This is a genomic window from Pseudomonas sp. Xaverov 83 (assembly GCF_019352905.1).
GTDB lineage: Bacteria > Pseudomonadota > Gammaproteobacteria > Pseudomonadales > Pseudomonadaceae > Aquipseudomonas > Aquipseudomonas yamanorum.
In genome coordinates this window covers 8,991-21,385 of sequence record NZ_JAAAFU010000092.1, presented here as the reverse complement: position 1 = coordinate 21,385, position 12,395 = coordinate 8,991, and the positions used below count along the sequence as shown (strand labels likewise).

Below are 12,395 nucleotides of genomic sequence, written 5' to 3'. Positions count from 1 at the left end.
TGTCATGTCGCATCAATCTGATTTGATCAGCGAGGACATCCTCGCCTACCTGGGCCAGCACGAGCGCAAGGAAATGTTGCGCTTCCTGACCTGTGGCAACGTCGACGACGGCAAGAGCACCCTGATCGGGCGCCTGCTGCACGACTCCAAGATGATCTACGAAGATCACCTGGAAGCTATCACCCGCGATTCGAAGAAGTCCGGCACCACCGGTGACGACATCGACCTGGCCTTGCTGGTCGACGGCCTGCAGGCCGAGCGTGAGCAGGGCATCACCATCGATGTTGCCTACCGCTACTTCTCCACCGCCAAGCGCAAGTTCATCATCGCCGACACCCCCGGCCATGAGCAGTACACCCGCAACATGGCCACCGGTGCCTCCACCTGTGACCTGGCGATCATCCTGATCGACGCCCGCTACGGCGTGCAGACCCAGACCCGTCGCCATAGCTTTATCGCCTCGTTGCTGGGGATCAAGCACATCGTGGTGGCCGTCAACAAGATGGACATCAACGGCTTCGACCAAAGCGTATTCGAGTCGATCAAGGCCGATTACCTGAAGTTCGCCGACGGTATCGCGTTCAAGCCGAGCACCTTGGCCTTCGTGCCGATGTCGGCGCTCAAGGGCGACAACGTGGTGAACAAGAGCGAGCGTTCGCCCTGGTACACCGGCCAGTCGCTGATGGAGATTCTCGAAACCGTCGAGATCGCCAACGACCGCAACTACACCGACCTGCGTTTCCCGGTGCAGTACGTCAACCGCCCGAACCTGAACTTCCGTGGTTTCGCCGGCACCCTGGCCAGCGGCATCGTGCACAAGGGCGACGAAGTCGTGGTGCTGCCGTCGGGCAAGAGCAGCCGCGTCAAATCCATCGTCACCTTTGAAGGTGAACTGGAAAACGCCGGCCCAGGCCAGGCCGTGACCCTGACCATGGAAGACGAGATCGACATCTCCCGTGGCGACCTGTTGGTGCATGCCGACAACGTGCCGCAAGTGACCGACGCCTTCGACGCCATGCTGGTGTGGATGGCTGAAGAACCGATGCTGCCGGGCAAGAAATACGACATCAAGCGCGCCACCAGCTACGTGCCGGGTTCCATCACCAGCATCGTGCATCGTGTTGATGTGAACACCCTGGAAGAAGGCCCGGCGAGCGCCTTGCAGTTGAACGAAATCGGCCGGGTCAAGGTCAGCCTCGACACGGTCATCGCCCTGGACGGTTACGCGAGCAACCGCACCACCGGCTCGTTTATCGTCATCGATCGTTTGACCAACGGCACCGTGGCCGCAGGCATGATCATCGCGCCGCCGGTAACTCACGGCAGTGCGGCGCAGCATGGCAAGTTGGCTCACGTGGCCACCGAGGAGCGCGCCCAGCGCTTCGGCCAGCAACCGGCGACCGTGCTGTTCAGCGGCTTGTCCGGCGCCGGCAAAAGCACCCTGGCCTACGCGGTTGAGCGCAAGCTGTTCGACATGGGCCGTGCGGTGTTTGTGCTGGACGGCCAGAACCTGCGCCATGACCTGAACAAGGGCCTGCCCCAGGACCGTGCCGGGCGTACCGAGAACTGGCGCCGCGCCGCGCACGTGGCGCGTCAGTTCAACGAAGCGGGCTTGCTGACCCTGGCTGCGTTTGTTGCCCCGGATGCCGAAGGGCGTGAACAGGCCAAGGCGCTGATCGGCGCTGATCGTTTGCTGACCGTGTACGTGCAGGCTTCGCCGCTGGTGTGTGCCGAGCGTGATCCGCAAGGCTTGTACGCGGCGGGCGGGGATAACATCCCGGGTGAGTCCTTCCCGTATGACGTGCCGTTGAATGCTGATCTTGTGATCGACACCCAGGCGTTGTCGCTGGAAGAAAGCGTCAAGCAAGTGCTGGAACTGCTGCGCCAGCGCGGCGCGATCTAAGCGTCCCGCGCACAAAAAAGCCCGCCATGTTGGCGGGCTTTTTTATGGAATCTTGAAAACAACTCGGTCAACTGTGGGAGCTGGCTTGCCTGCGAAAGCGGTCTTTCAGTGCATGCAGTTTTAGCTGACCCGCCGCTATCGCAGGCAAGCCAGCTCCCACATTAAATTGCATCCACATGTTGATCAGCGACGGGCTGGGAAGCCTTTGTGAAGCTCTTCGAGCAGCACATCCTTCTCTTCCCACAACCGGTTGATCCAACCCTGGAACGCCAGCCGATACTCCCCATCCTGCTCATAATTCTTGCCGATAAACTCGGCTGGAATCTGCACCTCTTCAAACTGCACGACCACGTCCTTCACATTCCCGCACAGCAAATCCCAATAACCGGGGCGCCCACCAGGATAGTGAATGGTCACGTTCACCAGCGACTTCAGCTGTTCACCCATGGCATCCAGCACAAATGCGATACCACCGGCCTTGGGCTTGAGCAGGTAGCGAAACGGTGACTTCTGCTGCGCATGCTTGCCGGGGGTAAACCGTGTGCCTTCGGCAAAGTTGAAAATACCCACCGGGTTGTGGCGAAACTTCGCGCAGGTCTTGCGGGTGGTTTCCAGGTCCTTGCCTTTCTTCTCCGGGTGTTTTTCCAGGTACGCCTTGGTGTAGCGCTTCATGAACGGGAAGCCCAGTGCCCACCACGCCAAACCAATTACCGGGACCCAGATCAGCTCCTGCTTGAGGAAGAACTTCAGCGGGCGAATACGTCGGTTGAGCACGTATTGCAACACCATGATATCGACCCAGCTCTGGTGATTACTGGTCACCAGGTACGAGTGCTCATAGTCCAGGCCTTCCAGGCCCTTCAGGTGCCAGCGGGTGCGACACACCAGGTTCATCCAGGCTTTGTTGTTGCTGATCCAGGCCTCGTGAGTCTGGTTCATCAGCCATTCACTGAAGCGCTTGGCAAACGGCAACGCCTTGAACAGCGCCACGATAAACAGGAACGAGCACAGCAGGATCGTGTTCAACGCCAGCAACAGCGAGGCGATCACCCCGCGCACGGCGGCAGGTAGAAAATCCAGCATTTAGACATCCATAGGTCGGTTGGCGGCTTGAATCGCGGTCAATGCGATGGTGTACACGATATCGTCCACCTGCGCCCCACGGGGCAGGTCGTTTACCGGTTTGCGCAGGCCTTGCAGCATCGGGCCCAGGCTCACGCAATCGGCACTGCGCTGCACGGCCTTGTGGGTGGTGTTGCCGGTGTTCAGGTCGGGGAACACGAACACCGTGGCCTTGCCCGCCACCAGGCTGTTGGGCGCCAGTTGCCGGGCCACGGTTTCGTTGGCGGCGGCGTCGTACTGCAACGGGCCGTCGATCAGCAGTGAGCTTTGGGCTTCGTGGGCCAGCAGGGTGGCTTCGCGGACTTTCTCGACTTCTTCGCCCGTGGCGGAATCACCGCTGGAATAACTGATCATCGCCACCCGTGGCGTGATGCCGAACGCGGCGGCCGAGTCGGCGCTTTGCAGGGCGATTTCCGCCAGTTCGGCGGCGCTTGGGTGCGGGTTCATCACGCAGTCGCCGTACACCAGCACCTGCTCCGGGAACAGCATGAAGAACACCGACGAGACCAAGGTGCAGCCCGGCGCAGTCTTGATCAACTGGAGGGCCGGGCGAATGGTGTTGGCGGTGGAATGGATGACACCGGAGACCAGGCCGTCGACTTCATCCAGGGCGAGCATCATGGTGGCGATCACCACCGTGTCTTCCAGCTGCTGCTCGGCCATCGGTGCGTTGAGGCTTTTGGTTTTGCGCAGTGCCACCATCGGCTCCACGTAGCGCTGGCGAATCAGGTCGGGGTCGAGAATCTCCAGGCCTTCGGGCAGCTCGATGCCATGGGCGCGGGCCACCGCTTCCACGTCCGCCGGCTTGGCCAGCAATACGCAACGGGCAATGCCCCGTGCCTGGCAGATGGCGGCGGCCTGCACGGTCAGCGGCTCGCTGCCTTCGGGCAATACGATGCGCTTGTTGGCGGCCTGGGCGCGCTGGATCAGTTGATAGCGGAACACCGCCGGCGACAGGCGCATCTCCCGCGGCGTGCCGCAGCGTTGGTGCAGCCAGCGTGCGTCGAGGTGGCTGGCGACGAAATCGGTGATGATCTCCGCACGTTCGCGGTCATCAATCGGGATTTCCTTGTTCAGGCTGTTGAGCTGGTTGGCGGTGTCGTAGGAGCCGGTGCTCACCGACAACACCGGCAGCCCGGCCTGGAACGCGCCCCGGCACAGGTCCATGATCCGTGGGTCGGGCAGGGTGTCGCTGGTCAGCAACAGGCCGGCCAGCGGCACGCCGTTGATGGCGGCCAGGCTGACGGCGAGGATGATGTCGTCGCGGTCGCCGGGGGTCACTACCAGCACGCCGGGCTTGAGCAGCTCCACGGTGTTACGCATGGTGCGGGCGCAGATGATGATTTTGGTCATGCGCCGGGTTTCGTAGTCACCGGCGTTGAGGATCTGCGCGCCCATCAGGTCGGCCACGTCGCGGGTGCGCGGGGCGTTGAGTTCCGGCTGGTACGGGATGCAGCCCAACAGACGGAAATCGCCGCTGCGCAACAACGGCGAATGCTCTTTGAGCCGTGCCGAGAACGCCTCCATGCTTTCGTCGGTGCGCACCTTGTTGAGGATCACGCCCAACACTTTTGGATCTTTCGGGCCGCCAAACAACTGGGCCTGCAATTCCACGCGGCCGGAGAGTTCGGTGAGCACTTCGTTTTCCGGGGCCGAGACCAGGATTACTTCGGCGTCCAGGCTCTTGGCCAGGTGCAGGTTGACCCGGGCCGCATAGCTGGCGCTGCGGGTCGGCACCATGCCTTCGACGATCAACACGTCCTTGCCCACGGCGGCTTGCTGGTAAAGGGTGATGATTTCTTCCAGCAGCTCATCCAGCTGGCCGTCGCCGAGCATCCGCTCCACGTGGGCCAGGCCCAAGGGGTGGGGTGGTTTCAGGCCGTGGGTGCGGGCCACCAGTTCGGTGGAGCGCTCGGGGCCGGTGTCGCCGGGGTGCGGCTGGGCAATCGGTTTGAAGAAGCCGACTTTCAGCCCGGCCCGTTCAAGGGTACGCACCAGCCCAAGGCTGATGGAGGTCAGACCCACACCAAAATCGGTGGGCGCGATAAAAAAAGTCTGCATGCGAATTCTCTGGAGGTGCATGGCTTCGGTGGCGGCCTATGGCTGGCTGCCTACCGGGAATCAGGTGCCAAGGTTATCTTTATCTGAGCCTTGCGCACACCAGCCGCACGTAAAGGGCTTGTCTATTTTTTCAAGGCGTTGCGCCGGGTCTGTGACCCAGGCCCGGGATTGCCAGGGCGGCTGGTGGCGCAGGTGCTGGGTGTGACCACAGGAAAGCTCGACGACCCAGTGCCGGTCTTCGTCCTGGTGAAATCCGACGACCGTCGGGTCAGTTGTTCGACCCCGTCCGTCCGGGTTGTGTTCGCTTTCGGGCAAATCCTTGTTTAGACTTGTCCGTTCTTCATTCTTCTGCAAAAGGTCTCGCCCCATGCCGATCGCCGCCAATAAGGCTGTCTCCATTGACTATACCCTGACCAACGACGCTGGTGAGGTCATCGACAGTTCTGCCGGCGGCGCGCCGCTGGTCTACCTGCAAGGTGCAGGTAACATCATTCCGGGCCTGGAAAAGGCCCTGGAAGGCAAAGAGGTCGGTGACGAACTGACCGTTGCCGTAGAACCTGAAGATGCCTACGGCGAATACTCTGCCGAACTGGTCAGCACCCTGAGCCGCAGCATGTTCGAAGGTGTCGACGAGCTGGAAGTGGGCATGCAGTTCCACGCTTCCGCTCCGGACGGCCAGATGCAGATCGTCACCATCCGTGACCTGGACGGCGACGACGTGACCGTCGACGGCAACCACCCGCTGGCTGGCCAGCGCCTGAACTTCCAGGTGAAGATCGTCGCTATCCGTGACGCTTCTCAGGAAGAAGTGGCCCACGGCCACGTGCACGGCGAAGGTGGTCACCACCATTAATTGACTGAGCGACGCTCTGTCAGTTGGAAAAAGGCGCCTTCGGGCGCCTTTTTCATTTGGCGGCTATTCTTGCCGACTTGGCGGCTGTAATCTCGAGTGGCCGTTACAAAGAACATGGGATATCTGGAGTTCGTCATGAGTGCTTTCCACGACCTTAAACTCAAAGCCCTGGATGGTCAGGAGCTGCCTCTGGCGCCCTTCAAGGGGCAAGTCGTGCTGGTGGTCAACGTCGCCTCCAAATGTGGTTTGACACCACAGTACGCCGCGCTGGAAAACCTCTATCAGCAATACAAAAGCCAGGGTTTCACCGTGCTCGGGCTGCCGTGCAATCAATTTGCCGGGCAGGAACCGGGCACTGAAGAAGAAATCCAGGAATTTTGCAGCCTCAATTACGGCGTGACCTTTCCCTTGGGCAGCAAGCTCGAGGTGAACGGCCACGATCGCCACCAGCTGTATCGATTGCTGGCGGGCGAGGGCGCCGAGTTTCCCGGGGACATCACCTGGAACTTCGAAAAATTCCTGCTGGGTAAAGACGGCCGGGTCCTGGCGCGTTTCTCGCCGCGTACACCGCCGGATGATCCCACCATCGTGCAGGCGATTGAAAAAGCATTGAGCTGATACTTTCAGCATTGCCGAGTGAGCTTCCGTGGCAAGGGAGCTTGCTCCCGCTGGGCTGCGAAGCAGCCCCATGCCCTCCCGCTTTTACCCCTTAATCACCCCAATCAATAGTGCTATCCAGCACGCTGCCCACTCCATATTATCCACATCATAAATTCCTTCTGATGGAGTGCTCCCATGCCTGTCCAAGCCTTGTTCAAACCGTTCCAGCTCGGCGCACTGCAACTGCCGACCCGCGTGGTGATGGCGCCGATGACCCGTTCGTTCTCCCCGGGCGGCGTGCCTAACGCCAAAGTCATTGAGTACTACCGCCGCCGCGCCGCTGCCGGTGTCGGCCTGATCATCACCGAAGGCACCGTGATCGGTCATCCGGCGTCCAACGGCTACCCGAACGTCCCGCATTTCTACGGTGAGGCCGCCCTGGCCGGCTGGAAGAAAGTGGTCGACGCGGTACACGCCGAAGGCGGCAAGATCGTCCCGCAACTGTGGCATGTGGGCAGCGTACGACGCATCGGCACCGAGCCGGATGCCAGCGTGCCAGCCTATGGTCCGACTGAAAAACTCAAGGACGGCAACGTCGTCGTCCACGGCATGACCGTGCAAGACATCAAGGACGTGATCGCTGCGTTCGCCCAAGCCGCCAAGGATGCACAAAGCATCGGCATGGATGGCGTGGAAATCCACGGCGCCCACGGTTACCTGGTGGACCAGTTCTTCTGGGAAGGCACCAACCAGCGCACCGACGAATACGGCGGCAGCCTGGCCAACCGTTCGCGTTTCGCCATCGAATTGATCCAGGCCATCCGCGCCGCCGTGGGCCCGGACTTCCCGATCATCTTGCGTTTCTCCCAGTGGAAGCAGCAGGATTACACCGCGCGCCTGGTGCAAACCCCGGAAGCGCTGGCTGAGTTCCTCAAGCCGCTGTCTGACGCCGGCGTGGATATTTTCCACTGTTCCACCCGCCGTTTCTGGGAGCCGGAATTCGAAGGCTCCGAGCTGAACCTGGCGGGCTGGACCCGCAAGCTCACCGGCAAGCCAACCATCACCGTGGGCAGCGTCGGCCTGGACGGCGAATTCCTGCAGTTCATGGTCAACACCGACAAGGTGGCGCAACCCGCCAGCCTGGAAAATCTGCTGGAGCGTCTGAACAACGACGAGTTTGATCTGGTCGCTGTCGGCCGCGCACTGCTGGTGGATCCGGATTGGGCGCTGAAGGTCCGCGAAGGACGTGAAGGCGATATCCTGCCGTTCAGTCGTGAGGCGTTGACGACGTTGGTGTAAGGGGCGACAGGACGGGCACTGGTTGCTCGTCCTCGCATACCCCGCGTAACTGCCGCTCAAACTGCTCGATAATCGCCGGCCAACCCTGACGGCTGGCGTGTTGCCGGGCATTGAGCCGCACCCGCCTTAGACTTTCCCGCTCTTCCAGCAGCCAATTGGCCGCATCGCAAAACGCCTCCTCATCCCCCGGCATCGCCAGCACGCCACTGTAGCCATGGCGAATGTGCTGGGTCGCGGCCGCCTGGTCGTACGCCACTACACCCAACCCTGAAGCCATGGCTTCCAGCACCACGTTGCCGAAGGTTTCAGTGAGGCTGGGGAACAGGAACAGATCCCCGGATGCGTAATGCCTGGCCAACTCTTCGCCGCGCAGGGTGCCGCAGAAAATCGCCTCCGGCAGTTCCTTTTCCAGCATCGCCCGTTGTGGGCCGTCGCCGACGATGATCAGTTTCATCTGGCGCAGTGGATAGGTGTCCTGCAGCGTTTCAAAGCAGCGCTTGAGCAGCCCGAGGTTTTTCTCTTGGGCCAGGCGGCCCACGTGCAGCACCGCGATCTGGTCACTGTTCAATGCCCAGCTTTCACGCAGCGCATTGTCGCGCTTGGCCGGATGAAACAGCTGGCTGTCGACACCGCGGGCGAGCATGCCCAGGCGCTCGAAATGGCGGCGCTCCAGCTCCAGGCGCTGGCTGGCGCTGGGCACCAGGGTCAAGGTCGAGCGGTTATGGAACCAGCGCAGATAGTGGGTCAGCATCCGGCTCAACATACCCAGGCCGTACTGGTTGGAGTACTGCTGGAAATTGGTATGGAAGCCACTCACCACGCTGATCCCCAGGCGCCGTGCCGCACGTAACGCCGACAAGCCCAGCGGCCCTTCAGTGGCGATATACAGCACATCCGGGCGCTGGCGGGTCCAGCGCCGCAGCAATTTGTGCATCGACGACTGGCCCCATTGCAGCCCCGGATAACCCGGCAAAGGCCAGCCGCGGCAAAGCATCAGGCCATCGTCACTGGGCCGGCTCTGGTCGCTGCCCTGGCGTGGGCGAACCAGTTCGACTTGATGCCCGCGCGCGCGCAAACCGTCACACAGGCGGCCAAGGGTATTGGCCACCCCGTTGATCTCTGGCGGGAAGGTTTCGGTGATCAGGGTGATGTGGAGCGAAGCTGTCGTCATGACCCACAGTGTCGGCGTGGGCCATGTCGTCATTGTGTCTTTTGGATGATGGATTTGTGACGGCTCAGGCCTTTTTAACGGCCATGGCCTCGGCGCCCTGTTCACGCACCCAGAACAACGTCGCCCCAGCGACCGCCGCCGGCATCATCAGCAGGTTCACCACCGGCACCAGCAGCACCAGGTAAACGATCCCGCCAAAACTCATGCTCTGCCAGCGCTTCTGGCGCAGCCAGGCGAGCATTTCGTTCCAGCCCAGCTTGTGGTTGTCCGCCGGGTAGTCGATGTACTGGATCGCCATCATCCACACGCCGAACAGCAGCCACAGCGGCGCGGCCACCAGGTTGACCACCGGGATAAACGACAGGATAAACAGGCCGATGGCCCGGGGCAGGAAGTAGCCCAGTTTGCGCATTTCCCGGGCCAGGGTGCGGGGGACCATGGCCGCGAGTTCGCCCCAGCTGAACGCCGGGAAATCATCGGTGCCGCGCACCACCACTTCGACCTTTTCCGACAGGAAGCCGTTGAACGGCGCGGCGATGATGTTGGCGAGCATGGTGAAGGTGAAAAACACCATCAGCACCACCAGCACCACGAATAAAGGCCACAACAGGTAATTGAGGAAGCTCAGCCAGCTCGGCAATGTCGGCATGAGTGTGTCGACCCACAGGCTGAACTGATGGCCGGCGAAGTAGATCAATCCGACGAACAGGATCAGGTTGATCGCCAGCGGCAGCAGCACGAACAGGCGCAAGCCAGGACTGAGTACCAGTTTGAGGCCTTCGCGCAGGTACTGTGGGCCTGAAAGAACGGGGGCGGGCATGAATGACTCCGGACAATGGGGGCGAACGCGCCGACCTTACCGGCTTTGGGAGTACCGGGAAAGCACGGCCCGCCTCGCGACATTAACGGTAACAAAGGTGTCGATTAATAGAGGGCACGGGATAGAGACCACCTATGAGCTGGATTGTTATTCCGTATTTCCTTAATCTTGCCTCCCTCTATACGCTGCACCCATTATTTTCAGGATCTGCGAGTTCAAGCCTTCCCCAAGTGCTTCGCGGTCCTTTTTTATTCCAGCCGTTCTGTAGTCCGGGCGGTCGATAGGAGTGAGTCATGTCTGATACCCGTCATTCGCGAGTGATTATTCTCGGTTCCGGCCCTGCCGGTTACAGCGCTGCCGTCTACGCTGCCCGGGCCAACCTCAAGCCGTTGCTGATCACCGGCATGCAAGCGGGCGGTCAGTTGACCACCACCACTGAAGTCGACAACTGGCCGGGCGACGTCCATGGCCTGACCGGCCCGGTGCTGATGGAGCGCATGAAAGAGCACGCCGAGCGTTTCGAAACCGAAATCGTGTTTGATCACATCAACGCGGTCGACTTCTCGAAAAAGCCTTACAGCCTGACCGGCGACAGCGGCGTGTACACCTGTGACGCGCTGATCATCGCCACCGGCGCCAGCGCCCGTTACCTGGGCCTGCCGTCGGAAGAAGCGTTCATGGGCAAGGGCGTTTCCGCCTGCGCGACCTGCGACGGTTTCTTCTACCGCAACAAGCCAGTGGCTGTGGTCGGTGGCGGCAACACCGCGGTGGAAGAGGCGCTGTACCTGGCCAACATCGCCAGCACCGTGACCCTGGTTCACCGCCGCGAGACCTTCCGCGCCGAGAAGATTCTGATCGACAAGCTGCATGCCCGCGTGGCCGAAGGCAAGATCATCCTCAAGCTCAACGCCACCCTGGACGAAGTCCTGGGCGACAACATGGGCGTGACTGGTGCTCGCCTGAAGAACAACGACGGCAGCTTCGACGAACTGAAAGTCGACGGCGTGTTCATCGCCATCGGCCACACCCCGAACACCTCGTTGTTCGAAGGCGTTCTGGATGCCAAAGATGGCTACCTGATCGTGCAGGGCGGCCGTGAAGGCAACGCGACGGCCACCAACATCGAAGGCATCTTCGCTGCCGGTGACGTGGCCGACCACGTCTACCGCCAGGCGATCACCTCCGCCGGCGCTGGCTGCATGGCGGCCCTGGATGCCGAGCGTTACCTCGACGGTTTGAAGGACGCTGCGTTCTAAACCGCTGAAACAAAAAAACCGGCTGCGAGGCCGGTTTTTTTACGTCTGCGATTTATGCAACACCGCAGCTCAGAAGTGTTAACCCAATCACTGTGGGAGCTGGCTTGCCTGCGATAGCGGCGTTGGCTGATACACCGCTATCGCAGGCAAGCCAGCTCCCACATTAAACCGGGTTATCAAATTGAATCAGCGGCGCGTCAATGGCTGCTGAGTGAACTTCACACCCGCCAACCCATGCTCGATCAGCGCACGAATGTTGCCATGGTCACTGCCTTCAGGCGTGGCCAGTACCGAACGGTAATGCTCGCCAAACGCCAACAGCGCTTCCTCATCACTCAAGCCTTCCAGCAGCGCCAGGCCCAGGGTCTTGCACGAACCTTCGTTCTGCCCGGCGGCGTTTTCCACGCTGCCGTTGGTGAAGGCTTGTGGCTGGTAGTCGTAACCGGCGGCAACAAACGCCAGGGTATCGGCAAACGCATGTTCGCCGCTGGTGAGGCTGGCGCGCAGGGTGTTCAGGTCAGTCATGGGTTTTTCCTTTGGCGAATGCCGCTTGCTGTTCGGCACTGGCTTCTTGCTGGTATTGGGCTTTCCACTCGGCGTACGGCATGCCGTACACCACTTCACGGGCGTCATCGAGGCTCAGCTCGATGTGGCGCTCGTCGGCCTCGGCCTTGTACCACTTGGACAAGCAGTTGCGGCAGAAGCCCGAGAGGTTCATCAGGTCGATGTTCTGCACATCCTTGCGGCTGTCCAGGTGGGCCACCAGCCGGCGGAAGGCGGCGGCTTCGAGTTCGAGGCGTTGTTGATCGTTCATGGTACTCACTGCAAAGGTAAGGGTTAGCGACTGGCCGCCAGGGTGATCGACACCGATTCGGCAAAACGCAACGCATGGGGTTTGTCGACTTCGACTTCGGCGTACAGCACCGACGTATTGCTCATCACCAGGTCGAGGATCTCCTGGGTCAGGCGCTCCAGCAGGGCAAAGCGGTTGCCTTCCACATGGGCGATGATCGCCTTGGTGATGGTGCGGTAGTTCAGCGCGTGGTCGATGTCGTTGTCGCGTACGGCTTCCTGGGCGGCATACAGGATGGTCAGGTTGATCAACACATCCTGCTTGTTGAGGATTTCATCCTCGTTGATTCCGATAAACGTGCGCAGGCACAGGTCTTTGACCCGGATGCGCGCCATGCCTGGCTGAAGTTGTGGCATTGCTACTTGCTCCGTCCAATCAGTTGCAGGAACTCCATGCGCGTGGTGTTCGACTCGCGGAAGGCGCCGAGCATCACCGAGGTGTTCATGGTTGAATTCTG

The 12,395-nt window shown here is 61.0% G+C and carries 13 protein-coding genes and 1 pseudogene; 5 read left to right on the top strand and 9 right to left on the bottom strand.

The window, feature by feature from the left end; translation table 11 throughout:
- Positions 1 to 4 precede the first annotated feature (4 nt).
- On the top strand, positions 5 to 1,903 hold the full coding sequence (cysN, locus tag K0H47_RS28855; RefSeq protein WP_063033106.1) for a sulfate adenylyltransferase subunit CysN: 1,899 nt from the start codon (positions 5 to 7) through the stop codon (positions 1,901 to 1,903).
- A 183-nt stretch (positions 1,904 to 2,086) separates the two neighbouring features.
- On the opposite strand, the gene K0H47_RS28850 is transcribed toward cysN, so the two are convergent.
- The 3 genes from K0H47_RS28850 to K0H47_RS28840 are packed head-to-tail and all read right to left on the bottom strand — an operon-like array spanning position 2,087 to position 5,485.
- Entirely contained in the window at positions 2,087 to 2,986 is a 900-nt protein-coding gene (locus K0H47_RS28850; protein ID WP_063033105.1) for an acyltransferase, read from the bottom strand.
- Positions 2,987 to 5,086 (bottom strand): phosphate acetyltransferase, encoded by a 2,100-nt coding sequence (pta, locus tag K0H47_RS28845; RefSeq protein ID WP_219274004.1) that lies wholly within the window; start codon positions 5,084 to 5,086, stop codon positions 2,987 to 2,989. It abuts the gene before it with no gap.
- A 60-nt stretch (positions 5,087 to 5,146) separates the two neighbouring features.
- A complete protein-coding gene (locus K0H47_RS28840; protein WP_003208456.1) occupies positions 5,147 to 5,485 on the bottom strand; it encodes a DUF3565 domain-containing protein in 339 nt (112 codons plus the stop codon).
- Here K0H47_RS28840 and K0H47_RS28835 point away from each other — a divergent pair.
- The 3 genes from K0H47_RS28835 to K0H47_RS28825 all read left to right on the top strand — a co-directional run bounded on the left by K0H47_RS28835 (position 5,454) and on the right by K0H47_RS28825 (position 7,838).
- The gene (locus tag K0H47_RS28835; protein ID WP_017476012.1) at positions 5,454 to 5,939 is read left to right on the top strand and encodes a peptidylprolyl isomerase; all 486 of its coding nucleotides are present in this window, start codon (positions 5,454 to 5,456) and stop codon (positions 5,937 to 5,939) included. The two genes, K0H47_RS28840 and K0H47_RS28835, sit on opposite strands and share 32 nt — an antisense overlap.
- Positions 5,940 to 6,074: 135 nt before the next feature.
- Positions 6,075 to 6,557 carry a glutathione peroxidase gene (locus tag K0H47_RS28830; RefSeq protein ID WP_063033103.1) on the top strand — a complete coding sequence of 161 codons (483 nt, stop codon included), beginning with the start codon at positions 6,075 to 6,077 and terminating at the stop codon, positions 6,555 to 6,557.
- 177 nt (positions 6,558 to 6,734) lie between these two features.
- On the top strand, positions 6,735 to 7,838 hold the full coding sequence (locus tag K0H47_RS28825; RefSeq protein WP_219274003.1) for an NADH:flavin oxidoreductase: 1,104 nt from the start codon (positions 6,735 to 6,737) through the stop codon (positions 7,836 to 7,838).
- On the opposite strand, the gene K0H47_RS28820 is transcribed toward K0H47_RS28825, so the two are convergent.
- Together K0H47_RS28820 and cysZ are read right to left on the bottom strand one after the other, a co-directional pair.
- Entirely contained in the window at positions 7,807 to 9,009 is a 1,203-nt protein-coding gene (locus K0H47_RS28820) for a glycosyltransferase family 1 protein (RefSeq protein WP_063033101.1), read from the bottom strand. The two genes, K0H47_RS28825 and K0H47_RS28820, sit on opposite strands and share 32 nt — an antisense overlap.
- Positions 9,010 to 9,073: 64 nt before the next feature.
- Positions 9,074 to 9,829 carry a sulfate transporter CysZ gene (gene cysZ / locus K0H47_RS28815; RefSeq protein WP_017476016.1) on the bottom strand — a complete coding sequence of 252 codons (756 nt, stop codon included), beginning with the start codon at positions 9,827 to 9,829 and terminating at the stop codon, positions 9,074 to 9,076.
- A gap of 293 nt (positions 9,830 to 10,122) precedes the next feature.
- Between cysZ and trxB the strand changes: the two genes are divergently transcribed.
- The gene (gene trxB / locus K0H47_RS28810; RefSeq protein ID WP_063033099.1) at positions 10,123 to 11,085 is read left to right on the top strand and encodes a thioredoxin-disulfide reductase; all 963 of its coding nucleotides are present in this window, start codon (positions 10,123 to 10,125) and stop codon (positions 11,083 to 11,085) included.
- Positions 11,086 to 11,271: 186 nt separating this feature from the next.
- On the opposite strand, the gene K0H47_RS28805 is transcribed toward trxB, so the two are convergent.
- The 4 genes and pseudogenes from K0H47_RS28805 to K0H47_RS31245 form a co-directional block, all read right to left on the bottom strand.
- Positions 11,272 to 11,610, bottom strand: a complete 339-nt coding sequence (locus K0H47_RS28805) for a HopJ type III effector protein (protein ID WP_063033097.1) — start codon at positions 11,608 to 11,610, stop codon at positions 11,272 to 11,274.
- Positions 11,603 to 11,899 carry a DUF1244 domain-containing protein gene (locus K0H47_RS28800; RefSeq protein WP_063033096.1) on the bottom strand — a complete coding sequence of 99 codons (297 nt, stop codon included), beginning with the start codon at positions 11,897 to 11,899 and terminating at the stop codon, positions 11,603 to 11,605. Before K0H47_RS28800 ends, K0H47_RS28805 begins: the two co-directional genes overlap by 8 nt.
- Before the next feature lie 23 nt (positions 11,900 to 11,922).
- The gene (gene folX, locus K0H47_RS28795; protein ID WP_003208474.1) at positions 11,923 to 12,294 is read right to left on the bottom strand and encodes a dihydroneopterin triphosphate 2'-epimerase; all 372 of its coding nucleotides are present in this window, start codon (positions 12,292 to 12,294) and stop codon (positions 11,923 to 11,925) included.
- A gap of 2 nt (positions 12,295 to 12,296) precedes the next feature.
- Positions 12,297 to 12,395 (bottom strand): annotated as a pseudogene (locus K0H47_RS31245) (GTP cyclohydrolase I FolE); the annotation flags it as partial.